The organism is Chryseobacterium sp. C3 (genome assembly GCF_014218905.1).
Lineage (GTDB): Bacteria > Bacteroidota > Bacteroidia > Flavobacteriales > Weeksellaceae > Chryseobacterium > Chryseobacterium mucoviscidosis.
Genome location: NZ_JACLCU010000010.1, coordinates 59,336 through 80,940, shown reverse-complemented (window position 1 = coordinate 80,940; position 21,605 = coordinate 59,336). Strand labels below are relative to the sequence as shown.

Annotated in this window: 11 protein-coding genes; 7 read left to right on the top strand and 4 right to left on the bottom strand. The window is 37.0% G+C overall.

What is annotated here, in order from left to right:
• Positions 1-200 precede the first annotated feature (200 nt).
• Positions 201-3,308 (bottom strand): TonB-dependent receptor, encoded by a 3,108-nt coding sequence (locus tag H6W53_RS19570; protein ID WP_185209126.1) that lies wholly within the window; start codon positions 3,306-3,308, stop codon positions 201-203.
• Between the two features lie 243 nt (positions 3,309-3,551).
• Here H6W53_RS19570 and ligA point away from each other — a divergent pair, with 243 nt between their 5' ends.
• Positions 3,552-5,558: an NAD-dependent DNA ligase LigA gene (ligA, locus tag H6W53_RS19565; protein ID WP_185209153.1), complete on the top strand. Its 2,007-nt coding sequence runs from the start codon at positions 3,552-3,554 to the stop codon at positions 5,556-5,558.
• Positions 5,559-5,656: 98 nt separating this feature from the next.
• Positions 5,657-7,963, top strand: coding sequence for a T9SS type A sorting domain-containing protein (locus H6W53_RS19560; protein WP_185209123.1), 2,307 nt, complete (start codon positions 5,657-5,659; stop codon positions 7,961-7,963).
• Between the two features lie 50 nt (positions 7,964-8,013).
• Here the strand turns inward: H6W53_RS19560 and H6W53_RS19555 are convergent, their stop codons facing one another.
• The gene (locus tag H6W53_RS19555; RefSeq protein WP_185209121.1) at positions 8,014-8,715 is read right to left on the bottom strand and encodes a hypothetical protein; all 702 of its coding nucleotides are present in this window, start codon (positions 8,713-8,715) and stop codon (positions 8,014-8,016) included.
• Between the two features lie 85 nt (positions 8,716-8,800).
• Between H6W53_RS19555 and H6W53_RS19550 the strand changes: the two genes are divergently transcribed.
• Positions 8,801-9,448 (top strand): MgtC/SapB family protein, encoded by a 648-nt coding sequence (locus tag H6W53_RS19550; RefSeq protein WP_185209119.1) that lies wholly within the window; start codon positions 8,801-8,803, stop codon positions 9,446-9,448.
• 56 nt (positions 9,449-9,504) lie between these two features.
• Here the strand turns inward: H6W53_RS19550 and H6W53_RS19545 are convergent, their stop codons facing one another.
• Positions 9,505-9,987, bottom strand: coding sequence for a copper resistance protein NlpE (locus H6W53_RS19545; protein ID WP_087706829.1), 483 nt, complete (start codon positions 9,985-9,987; stop codon positions 9,505-9,507).
• 320 nt (positions 9,988-10,307) lie between these two features.
• Between H6W53_RS19545 and H6W53_RS19540 the strand changes: the two genes are divergently transcribed.
• On the top strand, positions 10,308-12,446 hold the full coding sequence (locus tag H6W53_RS19540) for a S46 family peptidase (RefSeq protein ID WP_185209117.1): 2,139 nt from the start codon (positions 10,308-10,310) through the stop codon (positions 12,444-12,446).
• Between the two features lie 36 nt (positions 12,447-12,482).
• On the opposite strand, the gene H6W53_RS19535 is transcribed toward H6W53_RS19540, so the two are convergent.
• Positions 12,483-15,359, bottom strand: a complete 2,877-nt coding sequence (locus H6W53_RS19535) for a M16 family metallopeptidase (RefSeq protein WP_410500847.1) — start codon at positions 15,357-15,359, stop codon at positions 12,483-12,485.
• Between the two features lie 137 nt (positions 15,360-15,496).
• Here H6W53_RS19535 and H6W53_RS19530 point away from each other — a divergent pair, with 137 nt between their 5' ends.
• The 3 genes from H6W53_RS19530 (at position 15,497) to kdpB (ending at position 21,514) form a co-directional block, all read left to right on the top strand.
• Positions 15,497-16,822 carry a sigma-54-dependent transcriptional regulator gene (locus tag H6W53_RS19530; protein WP_185209113.1) on the top strand — a complete coding sequence of 442 codons (1,326 nt, stop codon included), beginning with the start codon at positions 15,497-15,499 and terminating at the stop codon, positions 16,820-16,822.
• A 680-nt stretch (positions 16,823-17,502) separates the two neighbouring features.
• On the top strand, positions 17,503-19,197 hold the full coding sequence (gene kdpA / locus H6W53_RS19525; RefSeq protein ID WP_185209111.1) for a potassium-transporting ATPase subunit KdpA: 1,695 nt from the start codon (positions 17,503-17,505) through the stop codon (positions 19,195-19,197).
• A gap of 277 nt (positions 19,198-19,474) precedes the next feature.
• The gene (kdpB, locus tag H6W53_RS19520; RefSeq protein ID WP_185209108.1) at positions 19,475-21,514 is read left to right on the top strand and encodes a potassium-transporting ATPase subunit KdpB; all 2,040 of its coding nucleotides are present in this window, start codon (positions 19,475-19,477) and stop codon (positions 21,512-21,514) included.
• The last annotated feature ends 91 nt before the right edge of the window (positions 21,515-21,605 follow it).

Below are 21,605 nucleotides of genomic sequence, written 5' to 3'. Positions count from 1 at the left end.
CTTTTTTACCGCAAAAGATGCAAAAGATTGTAACACTTTAGTTGTTTAAGTTGAATATTTAAGTGTAAAAAAAAGAGCACATAAGTTAAAAAATCAAAGATTTTTCTCTTGCAGACTTTTGAAATACTTTAAATAAATCCAACAAAGTCTTTTGTCTCTTTTGCCGTTACATTTAAAATGAGTTTAAACTTATTTTTAGATTAGAAAGAATATTTCGCTCCGATCTGGATCTGGTAAGGATTTCCTGAAAGTGGCTCCAGTCCGCTTGTATTCAGGCTGTATTTAAACTGTTTTGTTGCCTGATCAAATCCTGTAATTCTGTACAGTGCCGTATTTCCGTAAGATTTGTTAACGCCCCATTCTTTGTTAAGTAAATTGGCAACGTTGAAAATATCCACTGAAAGTTCAAAGGCTCCGATTTTTTCAAATTTGATTTTCTTTGCTACACGAACATCCCAAACTCCGTAGAAACCGTTCTTTCCGCCGTTTCTTTCTGCAACTTTGTTGTTGTAATCTGTAATGTAGTTCTTCAAAGCCTGTCCCACTTCAGGATTATCAATTAAAGTCTGCGTAAGATTCGGGAAAATGTAAGCTAAATCGTTCGTATCCACGAAATCTCCGTTTACGTTTCCACCTGCCGTTACAGAGAAACGGGTTCCGCCGATTCCGGCATACCTGATTCCTAAAGTAAATCCTGCAATGGTTGGAGAGTTACCGTAAATCACGACTTTGTTTCTGAACTGGTTGTCCGAATACGACATTCTTAAGTTTCTCGGATCTCCCGAAACCATGGTAGACAGTGTTGCAGAATTGGCTACGTTTCCGTTATACGAAGTATTGTCTTTGATGTCCGCCCAAGTGTAACTTGCTGTAATTTCTCCGTCTTTCCAATAACGATAACTTGTATCTAATACGAATGAAAACTGATTGACTTTTCCATCGCTTACCAATTCCAAAACTCTTCCGAAATTTTTGTTGATTCTTCCGTCTTTCCAGTTCAGCGTTCCGTTGGCTGCGATCGTTGCTGCAGGAACAAAAACCCCTCTTCCGCCTTCATTATCCAGCGTAAAATAAGGATTTGCCACCATATTTCTGTCGTAGTAGAAATAGTTGTTTCTTCCCAGCGTCATATAACCCGCAACTCCCGCTCTGAATCTCTCGTTGAAGAAATGCGTATAAGAAACATTAGCTTTGTAAACCACCGGAATTTTTGCATCTTTTCCTGTGTAGTTAATGGTAGGAAGCTGATACTTTGCTAAAGTAGGAACCGTTCCGTAATCGTTTCTGTAACTTATGAAATCCGGCTTAAGACCAATCTGTGAAGGATTTACATCCACTGTTGCCAAATGTCTTCCGTCAAACACCAGATTATTGATAATCATATAATTGTTGATGTCTGAAGAGAAAATTCCGGCTCCAAATTTCAGGAAGTCTTTATTTCCTTCATTAATATTCCAATCGAACTGGAATCTTGGCTGAATGATGAATGATTTGATCTGATTATCTGTCCGGATTCCCATTTCATCATATAATTTCTGGTTAAAGCCTGCTTTGGGATAACCGCCGTAATCCAATCTTAAACCCGCCATTAAATCCAGACCTTTTGCAATTTTTGTCTGAATCTGTCCGTAAACTCCTAAGTTATAAATATTGGATTTCACGGAAGGATCTTCCATCAAAGGAACTTCTCTGTAAAATCTGTACGCAACAAGATTATTAAAATTAAATAAATTATCTCCTCCGTTGGCTGTAGGATTCTCCCTGAAATGGAATCTTCCGTTCACTTCACTTCCGTACAACGATTTTGCCATCGTGTACATTAAATCTGCACCGAATGTATATTTGATTTTATCCGTATTGTAGTATAAATTGTCTACGATCTGGAAAACATTATTCCTGAAACTTTCCTGCGCAAAACGGTGTCCTCCGATCTGAATATTGGTTGCCTTATCTTTTCCATCGATGCTGGTTACGATATTTTCGACAATGGCTCTCGGAACGGGATGACCAAGCTGATCGTTCTGATAACTGTCCTGAAACGTGTAAAGATACTGCGCCTTCAGTTCGTTCGTCATATTCGGCTTTAAGTTGGATCTTAAAGTCAACAATAAGCTGTTATCCAGATTTTTATCATTTCCATAGGATTCAAAAGCGTTGATCGCTGTGTTGTCTCCTAAACCGTTTTTGTTCAGATCGTAGGTGAAGTTATTTCTTAAAGTCAATAAGTTTTTATCGTTAATCTGCCAGTCTAAACGCAAAAATCCGGCATCAGAATTTCTCACTTTATCAAAACTTCCGAACTGTGGTGTATTTCCAACTCCATATTTTGCTCTGGCAATATCAAGGAACTTATTTAAAGTAGCTGTGGTGGTATTTAATCTCAATTCGTCGTCATGAGATTTGATATCGGCAATCTGCAACGGTCTTGAATCCAATTGATGATCCCAAGCAACGAAGAAATGCAGTTTATTCTTAATGATCGGTCCGCCTAAAGAGAATCCGAACTGAGAAGTGGAAAAATCGTTGTTGATTTTATTTCCTCTGATGTCGTATTTGCTGGAAAGCCAGTTTGTTCTTAAATATTCCCATGCACTTCCAGAGAATGCATTCGTTCCGGATTTTGTAACCGCACTTACGGTTCCACCTCCGCTTCTTCCTAATGTGACATCATATTGATTAGTGGTTACTTTAAATTCACGAACCGCTTCGATGGAAATAGAAAACGGAGCATTGCTTCTGCTTGTGGTAGAACCTGCAGAAGTAGGATTTTTCGCTGTCATTCCGTCAATGGTAAAATTCGTGGAAGAACCTAACTGTCCGGAAATACTTCCATTTTTACCGCTCAAAGGTGAAAGTTCAGCAAGGTTATTGAAGTTTCTTCCGTTTACAGGTAAAATTCCGATGTTTTTGGTTGTGATGGCTGTTGCTGCACCTAAATTCCCGATTTTGTTTTTTAAATTTCCGGTAACAACCACTTCTTCAATGCTTTTCTCGCTTCCTAAATCTACGTTTACCGTTACCTGATCTCCAAAATTCACATTGTAGCCTTCCCTTTTTTCATCATTTACGAATACCGTGTAAGGACCGCCCAAAGGAATTTCTTTGAAAATATATTCCCCTTTCGAATTGGTTTCCGTTTCCGTTTTAAACCCTGTGGATTCATTTACAATGGTTACTTTTACCTTTTCCTGCGGAGCTTTTCCGGTTCCGGTAACTTTTCCTACAATAGAAGCCTGAGTGGTCTGCGCATACGCAAGCGTTCCAAAACTCAGGAACAATAGTCCCAATACAATCTTTACTTTTCTCATATCTACAAATTAGCTTTGCAAATGTATTCTGACTTTCAGGATCCTCTGTTTAAGGGAGTTTTAACATTTTTTAAATTATATGGGAACCTTATGTTACCTGAATTTTAACCCCGATTTTATCTGGTGGATAATCAGTGGGTTGAAATATGTTACAACTTTTTAATTTTCGCAGAATATTTAATTCCCATATTTTTTAAATTGGAATTACTTTTATTTATTTTTGCTGAAAAAGATAGAAACCCGATGTCCGAAAACATACAACAGAAAATAGAAGATCTGCGAAAAGAGCTTCATCAGCACAACGAAAATTATTATCTCCTTGATACTCCGACGATTTCGGATTATGATTTTGATATGTTGCTGAAAGAACTTCGTGATCTGGAAGCCCAATATCCCGAATTTTATGATGAAAACTCTCCTACTGTTCGTGTCGGCGGAGGAATTACCAAAGTCTTTCCTACGGTTCAGCATAAATTCAGAATGTATTCTCTAGATAATTCTTATGATTTTGATGATCTTGAAGACTGGGAAAAAAGAATTATTAAAACCATTGACGAACCGGTAGAATTTGTTGCCGAACTGAAATATGATGGTGCTTCGATCTCCATTTTGTATGAAAACGGAAAACTGGTTCAGGCAGTAACCCGTGGAGACGGATTTCAGGGTGATGAAATTACAGCAAACGTTCGTACCATTTCGGATATTCCTCTGAAACTGAAAGGTGATTTCCCTGAACATTTCTTTATGCGCGGAGAAATTTATTTAACCCGGAAAAATTTCGATAAAATCAATAAACAGCGTGAGGAAGAAGGTCTTGATCCTTTCATGAATCCCCGAAATACAGCAAGCGGAAGTCTTAAAATGCAGGACAGCGGTGAGGTGAGAAAACGCGGGCTTTCATCGGTTCTGTATCAGTTTATTTCAGAAGATATTCCTGCAGCATCGCATTGGGAACTGCTTCAGAAAGCGCAAAGCTGGGGTTTCAAAACATCCCAACAGGCAAAATTATGTACGACTTTGGATGAGGTGAAGGAATTTATCAATTTCTGGGATGTAGAGCGTCATAATTTACCGTTTGAAATTGATGGTATTGTTTTAAAAGTCAACTCTTTAAAACAGCAGAGACAGCTTGGATATACCGCAAAATCTCCACGCTGGGCTATGGCTTATAAATTTAAGGCTGAAAAAGTGGAAACCGAACTGCAAAGTGTTTCTTATCAGGTCGGAAGAACAGGAGCCATCACTCCGGTTGCGAATCTGAAACCTGTTTTATTAGCCGGAACAATTGTGAAAAGAGCTTCACTTCACAATGAAGATATTATTAAAAAACTTGATCTTCATGAAAATGATTTCGTTTATGTAGAAAAAGGCGGTGAAATTATTCCAAAAATTGTCGGCGTCAATACCGAAAAAAGAACGGAAGAAAGCAAGGAAATTGAATACATCAAAAATTGTCCAGAATGCGGCACTGAGCTTGTAAAAATTGAAGATCAGGCAATTCATTTCTGTCCGAATGACCTTCACTGTCCGCCACAGGTTGTAGGAAGAATGATTCATTATGTTTCGAGAAAAGCTTTAAATATTGATAATCTGGGAAGTGAAACCATCGAACAGCTTTACAGAGAAAGATTAATTGAAAATCCGGCAGATTTCTATGTCTTAACAAAAGAGCAGCTTCTTCCGCTTGAAAGAATGGCAGAAAAATCGGCACAGAACATCATTTCAGGAATCGAAAAATCCAAAGAAATTCCGTTTGAAAAAGTACTGTACGGAATCGGGATAAAACACGTCGGAGAAACGGTTGCCAAAAAACTGGTAAAAAATTTCCCGACCATCGAAGATCTGAAAAATGCAACGGTGGAAGAGCTTTGCCAAGTAGAAGATATTGGAACCAAAATCGCGGTAAGCATCGTTGAGTTTTTTGCAAATTCCGAAAATATTTTGATGATCGAAAGGTTAAGATCTTACGGAGTACAGCTTGAAAAAGGCGAAAGTACGAACGAAGTCCTGTCGAATGTTCTGGAAGGAAAAACATTCCTTTTTACTGGGAAATTATCATTATTTACAAGAGAAGCAGCAGAAGAAATGGTGGAAAAACACGGCGGAAAAAATATTTCGGCAGTATCCAAAAACCTGAATTTCCTTGTGGTGGGCGAAAAAGCCGGAAGCAAACTGAAAAAAGCACAGGACATCGGAACAATTGAGATTTTGGATGAACAGCAGTTTTTGGATTTGGTAGAAAAACAGTAAAAATTATAAAAATATTTAACATAATAAACCATTGAGATTAATTTTCAATGGTTTATTTTTGCTTTTAATTAAAAAAATAAACTAATAACTAATAATACATGAGAAAAATCTATTTAATCATTTGTATCGTTTTATGTGCTGTTTTTCAGGCACAGATTGTGAATATTCCGGATGCGAATTTCAAAAACATTTTACTCACTAATTCTACATCTTTCGCATTGAATATCAACGGTTTTCCTACAGTTATTGATACTAATCATGATGGAGAAATTCAGGTGACCGAAGCTGCAAAAATAAAGTCGTTAAATTTTGATAAAATGATAATCCCTAATTCCTCTTATTATTTTGATAATATTGTTTCAATGGAAGGTATTAAAAGTTTTACCAAACTTGAGAGTCTTAGGATTAATAACTTTCTTCTTTTAACATCTCTTGATATTAGTGATAACATCTACTTATATAAACTTGACATCTCCCAATGCTATGCACTTTCATCAGTTAATATCCAAGGTTGCAGCCAGTTATACGATCTTGATATTTTCATGGCAAACCTTCCTTCTATTAATCTTTCCGGTTTAACAAATTTATATAGTGCTGATATTCAGTTATCACAACTTAATAACATTTATTTAAATAATAATATTAATCTAAATTCATTAAATCTGGCTGTGAATAATCTTCAGTCACTTCCCGTAAACCAAACACCTAATTTAGAATATTTAAATATTTTTAATAATAAATTTACAACGCAGGATTTCAGTTCTTTTCCACAACTTTTAGGGATTAGATGTACGACTAATAAGTTTACAAGCATTGATTTTTCCCAAAATCCAAATCTGGCGACTTTTTTATGCGATTCAAATCCCTATCTTCAATCATTGTTTATAAAGAATGGTATCAACAATTTTACCCCAAATAGTAATTCAACTTTTTCCAACACTCCTAATCTTGTTTACATTTGTGCCGATGATTCAGAAATATCGAATGTAAGCGCTTTATTACCATCTGGAAGTTCCTGCGTGATAAACTCTTACTGTTCTTTTACACCGGGTGGAGTAAATTATACCATTCAGGGAAATACAAAATATGATGGTAACAATAACGGTTGTGATGTTAATGACAGTAATAAAGCTTTTCAGAAATTCAATATTACCAACGGAACAGTTTCGGGAAGTTTAATTGCGAATGCATCAGGAAATCATTCAATTGCTGTAGGTGCTGGTTCTCACACAATAACTCCGGTTATTGAGAATCCTTCTTATTTCAATATTTCACCCACAAGCTTAACAGCAAATTTTCCAACGCAAACGAGTCCATTAATACAAAACTTCTGCCTTTCAGCCAATGGAGTACACAATGATCTTGAAGCAGTAATTATTCCGATTAATGCGGCAAGACCAGGCTTCAGTGCAAAATACAAAATCGTTTATAAAAACAAAGGAACCGGAACACAATCCGGAACTTTATCTTTCAATTATAATGATAACCTGATGGATTTCTCAAGCTCATCTGTCACGGTAAATTCTCAGTCAACCGGACTTTTAAACTGGAATTTCAGCAACCTGAATCCTTTTCAAACCAGAGAAATTACAGTTACTTTTGCTTTAAATACTCCTACACAAACTCCTCCGTTAAATGGTGGCGCGGTTCTTAATTATACCACTCAAATTAATGGAGCAACGGACGAAACTCCTCTGGATAATACATTTACGTTAAATCAGACTGTTGTCAATTCTTTCGATCCGAATGATAAAACGTGTCTGGAAGGAACTTCCATTACACAAGCAAAAGTGGGCGACTATGTTCATTATGTGATCAGATTTGAGAATACCGGAACTGCAAATGCGCAAAACATTGTCGTAAAAGATGAGATTGATACCTCGAAATTTGATCTGTCCACACTAATTCCGTTAAACAGCAGTCATAACTTTATAACCCGAACTATCAATCCGAATCCGAATACCGTAGAATTTATTTTCGAAAATATTCAGCTTCCTTACGCGGCAGGAAATAATGGCGGATATGTTTCATTTAAAATTAAAACAAAATCTACATTAAATATTGGAGACAGCTTCAGTAATACTGCAAAAATTTATTTTGATTATAATGCTCCGATTGTGACCAATACTTACACAACAACTGTTCAAAACGTATTGTCGACGTCCGAAATGGCATCAAAAAACAATGAAGTTTCGATCTATCCGAATCCTGTAAAAGAAGTTTTAAACATTCAGTCTAAAAATGAAATTGTAAAAGCTGAAATTTACGACGCTTCAGGAAGAATATTAAGTTCAGCATCGGTAAAAGGAAATTCAATGAATGTTTCTGAACTTGCCAAAGGAAATTATATCATTAAATTATCCACAAAAGATAAAACATTCGTTCAGAAATTCATTAAAAATTAAACTGATCTGAATACTATTACAAAAGACTGTCTTTCAAAGGCAGTCTTTTTTTAGCTGTGTTCCAAAATATACAGAGCGTCTGAAATTTCCCTTGCAAAACTTTCATTCCTCTTTTCGAAATAATAAAAACCTTCTTCAAGACTTTTCGCATTTTCTTTGATCCATTTCAGAAATTTTTTATGATCCGATTCATTCAAACTTTTATTTTTCAGGTTTTCGTTGACAAAATCCTGATAATAATACCGGATAAAATCTACATAAATCATAAAGCTGTTTTGGACAATCTCCACTTTCCAGCAGTCTAATAATTTTTCCATTTCACCCGTCACATTATAGATCCCGAAAAACAAATCATCATCAAAAAAAGTCCTGTTTTCTAAGAAATACTTCCACCATTTCAAAAGAAAAATTGTAACCGCTTCTTTTTCAGTATCATCCCAGACTTCCCATTTTCCGTATTTCAGCTTTCCGAAGATACCAAACGGATGAATTCCCAGATCATGATCGATACAAAGCTCCAGTATTCTCGGCAGGAAATGTTTAAAATCATCCACATTTCCCCACGTTGTCATTGCTTTGAAAGCATATCGGGAAAGATCCTCTTCTTCGAGTTCTCTGAGTTCCTTACTATGAATTTTTTCTTTGTCACGATCCGAAACGCAACAGGGGCATCCCTCTATAAAAGACCGGATTTCATATTTTGAAAAAACAGAATATAGGTTTTTAATCGACTTTTTCAGACTTTCATTCAATGGTTTAGTATTTTACGATACAATATACCTCATTTGGATTTTTATCAAAAGAATTATTGTAATTTTATTTAGTAAAATCTTCAAAATGGAATTTTTAAAAGATCATTACGTCATCCAGAATGAGCTTCTGCTGATTTTCATTTCCGTTCTTCTCGGCATTTTCATCGGAACTGAGCGGGAATACAGAAACAAATCGGCAGGTTTGCGTACTTTTATTCTGGTCTGTTTCGGATCCTGCCTGTTTACGATACTTTCCATTAAAATCGGGGTCGCCAATCCGGATCGGCTGGCTGCCAATATCATTACCGGAATCGGCTTTCTAGGAGCGGGAGTTATTTTTAAAGGGGATAATAAAATCGACGGAATTACCACTGCCACAACCATTTTTGCAACAGCTTCCATCGGAATGGCAGTCGGATCCGGATATGTATATCTTTCTCTCCTCGGAACGCTACTTATTTTATTGGTTTTAAACTATTTAACCTATTTTGAAAAATTTATAGACAGACACCATAAAATTCGGGAATATAAAATTGCAGTCGTCAATTATCATGATATTCAGCACTGTGAAGAACTTTTTAAGAAAAACAATCTGAAATTCACCCTCGCAAAACAGCAGTACACACAGGGAAATTTATCGACAACATGGATGGTTACAGGCAATAATACCAATCATGAAATTTTAATGAAAAACCTGATGGAAGATGATAAAATAATTGCCTATCAGTTTTAATATCACCGATGTCAATAAAAAACCCCTTCAGATGAGGGATTTTGGAGGTTGCACTATTATTTCTTTTTAAAAATATACAGGGTTTTATTGGGACCATCAATCGGTTTTCCTTCGATATCAAGCTGTGTAAGTGTATTTTCCCCGACTTTATATTTGTATTTTGAAATTTTTCCGTTTAAGGTAATAATGCTTCCGGAAGAATCCCATTCAAAAGTTCCTGTATCTTCATTTTTAGAATTTCTTTCCAGATATTCTTCTGTAATTTTAAAAGCTTTGTCTTTACTTAAAACAAGGATGGTTTTAATTCCGGGGCAGTCAGCACATGGAACTGTGGCTTCATACGTTCCGTCCCAGTCCAAAGAATTTTCTGAATTATCAGATCCCGAAACAGAATCTGTTTTGGTACTGTCCACCGGAGCCTGAATCGCCATCGGATCTGTTTTAGGGTTCATCTCCACTTCAGGATTTTTGTCTTTTTGCGTACAGGAAACCACAAGCGATACAAGAACGATTCCCAGAATCTGAATTGAATTTTTCATAATAAATGATTTAGCGTGAATGCTTTTTCAGCAGCAAAAATTAAGCCGCCTGAAAGTTTCTTGTTGATGGTTTCTTGTTGATGGTTGACAGATCAAAATGATTAAAGATTAAAGATTAAATCTTATCATCAATCCTGATACAAAATTTTACTTGTTTTTACTTTTCTAGAATAATCGTTATGCTGAATTAAAATTTGTTTTTGAAAATAAAAGAATCATAAAATATTAAATTTGAACAGCCTCTAAAAAAACAATCAACTATCAGCCAATTTTAACCCAAATCTCCCTTTTTCTTTGTAAATTGGGGCAAAATTTTGATTATGACAAAAAAGATACTTCTATCTGTATTTCTTTTGCCGGCTGTAATGACGTTTGCACAGCAATACGGCGGAATGTGGATTCCAACGGAGCTTAATGAAAAGGAAATGAAAGATTTGGGAATGAAAATCTCTGCCAAAGATATTTTCAATCCGCAAAAAGCAAGCATAAAAGATGCGGTAGTACAGTTCAACGGAGGCTGTACCGCAGAAATTATCTCGCCAAAAGGGTTATTGCTTACCAACCATCACTGTGGTTACGGACAGATTCAGTCTCACTCTACGGTACAGAATGACCTTTTATCAAATGGTTTCTGGGCAAAAAATCCTCAGGGAGAACTTCCGAATCCGGGAGTAACGGTAGACTTTATTGTTGATATCAAAGAAGTAACTTCTCAGATTTTAGAAGGTACGGATAAACTTCAGGAACCCGAACTTTCTAAACAGATTGCCAAAAATATTGAGATTTACAAAAACTCTCAGAAAACAGAACCTTATCAGTCGATTTCTGTAAGATCCATGTATTACGGAAATAAATTCTATGCTTTCACTATCGAAACATTCAAAGATATTCGTTTGGTAGGAGCTCCGCCTCAAAGCATCGGAAAATTCGGTTCAGATACAGACAACTGGGTTTGGCCAAGACATACAGGAGATTTCTCCATGTTCAGAATTTATGCTGATAAAAATAACAAACCTGCTGAATATTCTAAAGATAACGTTCCTTACGTTCCGAAACATTATCTTCCGGTTTCCATTAAAGATAAAAACGAGAATGATTTTACTTTTGTATTCGGATTTCCGGGAAGAACCACAGAATATCTTCCTGCCATCGCAGTTGAAAAAATTATGAAAGACACCGACCCTGCGAGAATTGCAGTGAGAGATGTTGCTTTGAAAACACTGGACGAAAAAATGCGTACCGATGATGCCACAAGAATTCAGTATGCTTCAAAATACGCTTCAGTAGCCAATTACTGGAAAAAATGGATCGGCGAAGTAGAAGGTCTGAAAAAATCTAACGCGGTAGAGAAAAAAGTACAGTATGAAAATTCTCTGATCGCTAAAAATAAAGATATTAAAACGACTTTAGATCAGCTGAACAAACTGTACAACGATCAGGCTCCTTATGCATTAAATAACGCATATTATTCTGAAACCATCAGAAATGCAGAAACTTTAATGCTTGCCAATCTTTTCTACAACTACATTACTGCGGTAGAAGCCGGAAGAATGGACGAAAAAGGGACAACTTCCTTTAAAAACAGACTGACCTCTTTCTACAAAGATTACAATGCAGAACTTGATGCAAAAGTTACGGCAAAATTACTGGCTCTTTATGCCAATAAAACGGCTCCGGAATTTTTATCTGCAGGATTTGAAAAATATAAAAATGAAGCACAAAATCTTCAGACCGTTGAAGAAGATTCTAAAAACTCCATCATCACAGGAAGAACTGAAGTAAACGGAGCTTCTCTGAGCAAAGATATCGACAAGGCATTCTCCAATCAGGATAAACTGATCAAAACATTGAAAAAAGATCCTGTTTATCAGACTTATTTATCCATGAGAGACACCTACATCACAAAAGCGGATCCTCAGTTTACGTCGATGCAGACGAAAATTGATGCTTTACAGAAGACTTATATGGCGCAGCAAATGGCAACGGATAAAGACAGAAAATTCTTTCCGGATGCGAACTCAACGCTTCGTGTAACGTACGGAAAAGTGAAAGGTTCTTCTCCGAGAGACGCTGTTTCTTACAATTATCAGACGCATTTGGCGGGAGTAATGGAAAAATATGTTCCGGGAGATTACGAATTTGATGTTCCGAAGAAGCTGATTGATCTTTACAGCAAGAAAGATTTCGGAATGTATAAAGATAAAACCGGCGATGTTCCTGTAGGATTTACAGCAACCAACCACACAACTGGAGGAAACTCCGGAAGTCCGGCTCTTGATGCCAACGGAAATCTGGTAGGACTGAATTTCGACAGACAATGGGAAGGAACAATGAGCGACATTAATTATGATCCTCGTTTCAGCAGAAATATCATGGTGGATACGAAGTATATTCTTTTCATTATTGATAAATTTGCAGATTCCAAATGGCTGATTGATGAGATGAAGATTGTAAAATAAATGATATTAAAAAGAGGCTTTTTTCAAGCCTCTTTTTTAATGTCCGAAAATATCTTTTAAACTCACTTCCCTGAAGGTTCCCATCTTATCAACCGCTTCCCTGTTCAGGTTTTCTTTTTTCCCGATAATGGCGGTGTTGAAGTGAACGGATTTTATATAATGATCGTAAAAATCTTTCAGATCTTCAAATTTCAGGCTTTCAATCTGGTGATAGATATCTTTCCTGAAATCATGATGAATATTCAGTTTTCTTAATCTTAACGTATTGAAGAAAATATTCGTTCTCGTTACTCGTTGCGAAGCAATCTGTTTCAAAGCAGAATTTTTTGCATTTTCAAACTGTACTTTTACTTCGGGAAGCTCAGTCATCAGTTCAGTCATCGTATCTACTGCAATCTGTAATTTGTCCGGCTGCGTTCCGATGTAGGTGGTAATGTAATCCGGATGATCCAGCTCTGAATTGGCAGCGTAAGAAACGTATGCAGAATACGCTAAACTTTTGCTTTCGCGAATCTCCTGAAAAACAATGGATGACAAACCGCGTCCGAAATATTCATTAAAAACATTGATTTTACCAAAATTTTCCGTGTTGACATTGCGACCTCTTCCTACCTTACTCATTTCCATCTGAACCATGTCGTAATCTGTAAAATATACATTTCCATCGGTGTCCGGTTCCGGATAATTTTTAGGCTCCGGAATTACAAAACTTTCATTTTCAGTATATTTTCCGACGTACGAAGTGAAATTTTCAAAATTTCTTCCGTAGAAAAATATCTGATACGGATATTTGAAAAGCTTTTTCATACGGTCTGTAAAAACCTCCACATTGCTGCTTTCCAGCTCTTCTTTTGAAATAACATCCGTAAACCGTGAGAAAGGTCCCAATTTGGTATAATTTGTAAGAGCCGTCATAATTCTGCCTTTATCCTTCTTCATCGCACCACGGTTTTCCAGAATAGTTTCTGTAAACTGTCTGTAAATTTCCTGATCCGGTTTTACTTCATACAGCCAATGCTGCAGAAGATTTATTCCTTTTTCAATGTTTTCTTCCAGACCGTTCAGCGAAATAATCAGTTGATCGTTGGTGGTTTTAAAATCATTGGTAACGCCGATTTTGAAGAATTCTTTTTTCAGATCTTCCGGAGAGAATTTTTCAGTTCCCAGATACTGAAGAACCTGAGTTGAAATTCCCAGATCGCGGTCATGATCGCTTCCGAATGGAAAAATAAAATGAACCTGCGCAATATCGTTGTATTTATTTTTAACAAAACTGACGGTCTTGCCTTTAATAACATCTTTCCGAATTTCCTTTTCATAGTCCACAAATTCCGGCTGAATATCTTCTGTTTTTTCTTCCAGAATCTGCTGTAAAAATTCAGACTGGGCTTCACGGTTTATTTTCACAGGAGTAATTCCCGGATTTTCTACTCGTATTAATTTTTCGTTTACCCCTTTTTCTTTGTAAACGATCACATAATTATCTCTGAAAAACTCATTGGCAAAGGCGATAACCTCTTCTTTCGTTAGTTTTTCATACTGATCCATTTCATTCAGTTCCTGTTCCCACGTTCTTCCTTTGATGTACGTATCGTAAAGATTTGTTGCCAATCCGTCTGCGGTTTCAAGCGCTTTCATCCTCTGAATTTTAAAATCGTTGATGATGGCAGGAAGCATCCAGTCCGGAAATTCTCCTTTTTTAACCAGTTCGATCTGCTCCAGAACCAAATCTCTGGCTTCATCCAAAGTCTGCGATTCCTTCGGAACGGCAACGATGGAAAAATATCCGTACTGTTTCAGACCTACTGAATACGCCTGTCCCCACAATAATTTTTGAGTCTGATTGATATTCAGATCCAGCAATCCTGCTTCTCCTCTATTGCTCAGAATATTCACCACTACATCCGCCAACATCGCTTCTTTTGTGCCGTAACTTTCCGTTCTCCACGCCAATTGTACTCTCGGCGTTGTGGGACTTTTTACCGTTCTTTTTATAATTTCCGTAATCGGTTTTTCGATAATGGACGTTTTTTTCGGAAGCTCTCTGTAAGGAATGGTTCCAAAATATTGGTCAACAAGTTGAATCGTATCTTCAAAATCAAGATCTCCTACCAAAACCATAGCATAATTGTTCGGAACATAATATTCATCAAAATATTTATGAATCGCCTTCATGGAAGGATTTTTCAGATGTTCTGCCTTTCCTAAAGTCGTTTGCTGACCGTTGGGATGCGTAGGAAAAAGTGCGTCCATCAGTTCATAATTTACCAGACGCGAATCGTTGTCCTGTGCTCTGTTGAATTCTTCATAAACAGATTCCAGTTCGGTATGAAAAAGCCTTAAAGCCAGTTCAGAAAAACGTTCTTTCTCGATTTTCAGCCATTTTTCAAGCTCATTGTTCGGAACATTATTTTTGTAAACCGTTTCATCGAACCATGTATGCGCATTGGTTCCGCTTGCACCCAAAGAAGAAATTGCCTTATCATATTCATTCGCAATGGCATACTGACTGGCTTCCTGAGAAACTTCATCTATTTTGCGGTAAATTTCTTTCTTTTTTTCAGGATCATTTTCAGCTTTATGCTGTTCGTATAAATCTGAAATCTGATCTAATAATTCACTTTCCTTTTCCCAGTTTTGAGTTCCTAATTTAGAGGTTCCTTTAAACATCATGTGTTCCAGATAATGTGCTAAACCTGTATTATCAGAAGGATCGTTATTGCTTCCGGTTCTCACAGGAATATAGGTCTGGATTCTCGGAGCATCGGAATTTTGGGCAAGAAAAACGTTTAAACCATTTTTTAAAGTGTAAATTCTTACTCCATTTTCGTCATTGGAAACCGTGATATATTCGTAGTTATTTTTATCTGTATGAATTTCTTCCCTGAATTTTTTATCAATCATAAACTTCATTTTTCACCCTTAAAAATAGAATGAATACAAATGTAAGCAATCAAAAAAGAATCCTTCCATTTTATAAATATTAAAATCTATGATTAAGATTCGCATTTTATATTTAAGTTTGCATCAGTTTTCCAAATTACAACACCATGCAAGGAAACATCCTCATCATCGATGACGAGATCAAGCTCCTGAAACTATTAGGAATGATCCTTTCCCAAGAAAATTTTAACGTAAAAGAAGCTTCCACCGCACGTTCTGCGATGACGATGCTCGAACAGTATGAATTTGATGTCGTGCTGAGTGACGTAAGGCTTCCCGATGCTTTCGGAGTAGATTTAGTAAAATCCATCAAAACAAAATATCCTCATCTGGAAATTATTCTGATGACGGCTTTCGGAAATATTACGGACGCAGTTCAGGCAATGAAGAACGGAGCTTACGATTATCTCGTAAAAGGTGATGATAATGATAAAATTATTCCGCTTGTTTATAAATCTCTGGAAAAAGCGAAAGATAACAAGTCGAAAATCATTCAGAAGAGTTCTTCTTCAAAAGGTTTTGAAACGATTATCGGAAATTCACCCTCCATTATTCAGGCAAAAAAACTGGCTGAAAAAGTAGCTTTAACGGATGCAACCGTTCTTCTGACGGGCGAAACCGGAACCGGAAAGGAAGTTTTTGCGAATGCCATTCATGAAGGCAGCGACAGAAAGAAAAATAATTTTGTAGCCATCAACTGTTCCGCTTTCAGCAAAGAAATTCTGGAAAGCGAACTTTTCGGGCATAAAGCCGGAGCTTTTACAGGAGCAGTAAAAGATAAAAAAGGACTGGTGGAAGAAGCCAATGGCGGAACTTTATTTCTGGATGAAATCGGAGAAATGCCGATTGAGCTTCAGGCAAAACTGCTTCGCGTACTGGAAACCAAAGAGTTTATCAAAATGGGAGAAACGAAGGTTTCCAGATCGGATTTCCGACTGATTGCCGCTACAAACCGTGATCTGGAGGAAGAAATAAAGCAGGGAAACTTCCGTGAAGATCTGTATTTCCGGCTGAATATATTTGAAATCAGGCTTCCGTCACTTCGTGAAAGAAAAGAAGATCTGAAAGCTCTGGCTAAAAATTTCGTGAATGTTTTTTCTCAAAAACTTCATATCTCCAATATTGAAATCTCTCCGGAATACTATAAAACATTGGAAAAAAACGACTGGAAAGGAAACATACGGGAACTTCGAAATACTGTCGAAAGAAGCTTAATCCTAATGAACGATCATATCCTTGATGCAGAAAGTCTTCCGCGTTACTCTGAAAAAGTTTCTTCTGAAAACGATTCTTTCAGCATGAAATCTCTGGAAAAGGAACATATTCAGAAAGTGCTTCAATACACCAAAGGAAACAAGGCAGAAGCAGCGAGATTACTGGAAATCGGGATTGCTACCTTATACCGCAAACTGGAAGAATATCATTTGAGATAAATGTTAATTAAAATCCACGCTGTAGATACTGGAGTATTTTATTTAAAACAATAAATAATTGATTATCATTTAATTATAATTAATTTTAAATACATTGAGAATTAAATCATTAAGTTTTAGTTTAGAAGTTAAGATTATATAAGAGAAGCTTCGCTTTAAGCTAAAAAATGCCTTCAAAAATATACAGAACATAATTTTAGTCTGTTTTTCAAGAAAGAACTTATTGGTTAAAAAAATAAAACCTATCATTTTAATAACGAGCCTATCATTTTGATAGGCTTTTCTGTTTTTTGGCACATGATAAAATTTAAATAAAACATTCATTTTCAATTAATTAAATTAATCTAAACAACAATGGAACTTCTTTTGGCATTGTCAGTCTGAATAAAATATTTATAAAATGACAATTTCAAGAAAAACGTTCAGAGAACGGGAGCGCTCAAAACTGAGTCTGCTGATGGTATCTTACGTAGTATTTACTTTATTAACCTTAATTGTTGCCGTATGATGTTGATAGTTTTAATTCTTCTCAGCGCCTTATTATTCTGGATCTCTTACAAATCCGTTGAATTTTTTGATAAAATATAAAAATTATGTGGAGTTTATTTTTCCTATCCGTTATCGCCTTTGTGTACATCTGCTATGTATTAATAAAACCTGAAAAATTTTAACCAAAAATAATGAACACAGAAATTTTAGGCATTATTGCCATGTTCACGATTACCTTAGTGATTGGTATTTTTCTCGGAAAATATATTGCTAATGTATACGGCTACAAAAAAACCTTTTTAGACAAAATTTTTCAGCCCGCTGAAAATCTGATCTATAAAATCTCGGGCATCAATCCGAACCGTCAAATGACCTGGAAACAGAATATGTTTGCGATGTTGACCATCAATTTTGTATGGTTTATTCTTGCCTTTTTTATCTTGCTGAATCAATCCTGGCTTCCTTTGAATCCGGACGGAAATCCGGATATGTCGCCGGATTTAGCCTTCAATACTGCTATCTCTTTTTTAGTCAACTGTAATTTGCAGCACTATTCCGGAGAAACGGGAGTTAGTTATTTCAGTCAGTTGTATTTAATGTTCTTACAGTTTGTCTCTGCTGCTACAGGAATGGCTGCAATGGCAGTTCTATTCAAGGCTTTCAGAGATAAAACGACAACAGAACTGGGGAATTTTTACGATTTCTTCACCAAATCTGTGATCCGTATTTTATTGCCTTTAAGCATTGTGGTTGCTTTCATCCTTTCATCCAACGGAAGTCCGATGACTTTTGAAGGAAAAGACCATGTGACCACTCTGGAAGGAGCCAAAATGGATGTTTCACGAGGTCCGGTTGCGGCTTTTGTTGCCATCAAACATCTGGGAACAAACGGAGGCGGATTTTTCGGAGCCAACTCGGCGCATCCATTAGAAAACCCGAACTACACGACCAATATGACGGAAATGATTGTTCAGATGATTATTCCTTTTGCACTGGTTTTTGCTTTAGGATTTTATCTGAAGAAAAGAAAACTTTCATGGACGATTTTTGCTGTCATGACAATTGGTTTTCTGGCTTTAACCATTCCAAATGTTATTAACGAAACCAACGGGAACCCTCTGATTACCCAAATGGGAACAGATTCTCATCTTGGAGCGATGGAAGGTAAAGAAATCCGTTTCGGAAGTGCTGCTTCAGCGTACTGGAGCATTGCTACAACCGTTATTTCAACAGGATCTGTAAACGCGATGCATGACAGTACGATGCCGCTTTCGGGAATGAATGAGCTTCTTGCCATGATGATCAACTGTTTCTACGGCGGATGCGGAGTCGGAATTCTCAACTATTTCATTTTCATTATTCTTGCCGTATTCATCAGCGGATTAATGGTGGGAAGAACGCCTGAATTTTTAGGCAAAAAAATTGAAGCTAAAGAAATGAAGATCGCGATGATTGTAGCTTTATTCCATCCTTTTCTGATCTTGGTAGGAACAGCTTTAACAGCTTATCTGCCTGAATTCGGAGCAAAAACGCTGAATAATCCAGGTTTCCACGGCTTCAGTGAAATGCTGTACGAATTTACCTCATCATCCGCAAACAACGGTTCTGGTTTTGAAGGTTTGGGAGACAACACACCATGGTGGAACATCTCCACAGGAATTGTGCTTTTATTATCAAGATTTATCCCGATTATCGGTCCGGTAGCAATCGCAGGATTATTGGCACAGAAAAAATACATTCCTGAAAGCTCGGGAACGCTGAAGACAGATACTGCCACTTTCGGATTTATGACATTAGCCGTTATTCTTCTGATCGCTGCGCTGTCCTTCTTCCCTGCCCTTACGTTAGGTCCGATTGCAGAACAGCTTCAGTATTTTTCTAAATAATTAAAAATTAATTTGAACCGTTAAGGGAATTTAAGAAGTTAAGAAGATTAAGTCAGTCAAATTATTAAGTTTAAAATATTCTTTGAATATTTCTTAATTGTTCAAAAAAGAAAAATTTAATTCAAAAATCAATTCAAACCATTAAGCAGATTATATAAAGAAAACTAGTCTCAATTTTCATCCATACCCAACTAATATTATCCATTTTCATTCTTTCATATTAATTTGCTTTAATGGTTGATTTTGGTTTCCAATGATATAACACTTTCAAAACAAAATGAAAAATCAATCTCAGACATTGTTTCAAAAAGATTTGGTGAACGAAGCCATCAAACAGTCTTTCGTAAAACTGAATCCGAAAATCATGTTTAAAAATCCTGTCATGTTTCTCGTAGAGATCGGAACGGTTGTCATGCTTATTGTAAGCCTGTTCAGCCTTACCGGAGATAAGTCTCAAGGCAGTTTCAGCTATAATTTTTTAGTATTCATCATCTTATTTTTTACGGTTTTATTCGCCAATTTTGCCGAAGCCATTGCCGAAGCGAGAGGAAAGGCGCAAGCAGATACTTTACGAAAAACCCGTGAGGAAACTCCCGCAAAAGTTGTCGTAAGCAACAAACAGGGATTTCAGGTAGAAACCGTGATGAAAAAATCTGCCGAAATGAAACTGGGCGATATTTTCCTTTGCGAAGCCGGAGACCAGATCCCGATGGACGGAGAAATTATCGAAGGTCTTGCAACCATCGACGAATCTGCCATTACCGGAGAAAGCGCACCCGTTATCCGTGAAGCAGGAGGCGACAAAAGTTCCGTAACAGGCGGTACAAAAGTTCTTTCCGACAGAATAAAAGTAAAAGTAACCACCAAACCGGGAGAATCTTTCTTAGATAAAATGATTGCTCTTGTGGAAGGTGCTTCCCGACAGAAAACACCCAACGAAATCGCATTAACCATACTTTTAGCAGGTTTTACGCTAACCTTTATTATCGTAACCGTTACCCTGAAACCTTTTGCAGACTACGCGCAGACACCGATTACAATTGCGGCATTTATCTCACTTTTCGTTTGTTTGATTCCCACAACGATTGGCGGTCTGCTTTCTGCAATCGGAATCGCGGGAATGGACAGAGCCTTGAGAGCCAACGTGATCACCAAAAGCGGTAAAGCCGTTGAAACTGCGGGAGATATTGATGTACTGCTTCTGGATAAAACAGGAACCATTACCATCGGAAACCGTAAGGCAACCCAATTTCATCCTTCAAATGGAATTCAGCTTGATGAATTCATAAAAGCTTCGGCACTGAGTTCCGTTGCGGATGAAACGCCCGAAGGAAAATCGATCATCGAATTAAGCCAGTTAAAATCCGAAGATTTACTTGTTCCCAATCCGGTTTATATTGATTTTACGGCTGAAACCCGAACTTCAGGAATCGATTTTGAAAACACGAGAATCCGAAAGGGAGCCTATGACACCATTAAAAAACTGACGGAAAAAGCGGGAAATATTTTCCCTTCCGAAACACAGGAAGCCGTTACCAGAATTTCCGAAAACGGAGGAACTCCTTTAGTTGTTTCTGTTAATGAAAAAGTATGGGGCGTTATCGAACTTCAGGACATCATCAAGACCGGAATTCAGGAGCGTTTTCAGAGGTTAAGAAAGATGGGCGTGAAAACGGTAATGGTAACCGGAGACAACCCTTTAACGGCAAAATTTATCGCTGAGAAAGCCGGAGTGGACGATTTTATCGCCGAAGCAAAACCGGAAGATAAGATGAACTACATTAAAAAAGAACAGCAGGAAGGAAAACTGGTTGCCATGATGGGAGACGGAACCAACGATGCTCCCGCACTTGCACAGGCCGATGTGGGTGTAGCAATGAACAGCGGAACACAGGCAGCCAAAGAAGCAGGAAACATGGTAGATTTAGATAATGATCCTACGAAACTTATTGAAATTGTGGAAATCGGGAAACAGTTACTGATGACACGCGGAACGTTAACGACTTTCAGTATTGCAAATGATGTTGCCAAGTATTTTGCGATTATTCCGGCATTGTTCATCACGTTTATTCCGGCGCTTCAAAAGCTGAATATTATGAATCTTCACAGCCCTGAATCTGCGATTTTATCTGCGATTATTTTTAACGCCATTATCATCCCGATCCTGATTCCTTTAGCTTTAAAAGGAGTTGCTTATAAACCGATCGGAGCCAGCGCATTATTGAGAAGAAATCTCTTGATCTACGGACTGGGCGGAATTATTGCCCCATTTTTCGGAATAAAGCTCATCGATTTAGTTATAAGTCTTTTTTATTAGGCTGGAAGTTTGAAGCTGGAAGCTGTAAATGGAACGTAATATTTTAACTTCCGTCATCCTTCTTCCATCTTCTATCCACTCAACTCAAAAA

Bases quoted from the DNA above. Each gene is read 5' to 3' on its own strand.
- kdpB (WP_185209108.1), top strand. From the start codon at position 19,475: ATGAAAAATCAATCTCAGACATTGTTTCAAAAAGATTTGGTGAACGAA.
- H6W53_RS19530 (WP_185209113.1), top strand. From the start codon at position 15,497: ATGCAAGGAAACATCCTCATCATCGATGACGAGATCAAGCTCCTGAAA.
- H6W53_RS19545 (WP_087706829.1), bottom strand. From the start codon at position 9,987: ATGAAAAATTCAATTCAGATTCTGGGAATCGTTCTTGTATCGCTTGTG.
- H6W53_RS19535 (WP_410500847.1), bottom strand. From the start codon at position 15,359: ATGAAGTTTATGATTGATAAAAAATTCAGGGAAGAAATTCATACAGAT.
- H6W53_RS19560 (WP_185209123.1), top strand. From the start codon at position 5,657: ATGAGAAAAATCTATTTAATCATTTGTATCGTTTTATGTGCTGTTTTT.
- ligA (WP_185209153.1), top strand. From the start codon at position 3,552: ATGTCCGAAAACATACAACAGAAAATAGAAGATCTGCGAAAAGAGCTT.
- H6W53_RS19550 (WP_185209119.1), top strand. From the start codon at position 8,801: ATGGAATTTTTAAAAGATCATTACGTCATCCAGAATGAGCTTCTGCTG.
- H6W53_RS19570 (WP_185209126.1), bottom strand. From the start codon at position 3,308: ATGAGAAAAGTAAAGATTGTATTGGGACTATTGTTCCTGAGTTTTGGA.
- H6W53_RS19540 (WP_185209117.1), top strand. From the start codon at position 10,308: ATGACAAAAAAGATACTTCTATCTGTATTTCTTTTGCCGGCTGTAATG.
- kdpA (WP_185209111.1), top strand. From the start codon at position 17,503: ATGAACACAGAAATTTTAGGCATTATTGCCATGTTCACGATTACCTTA.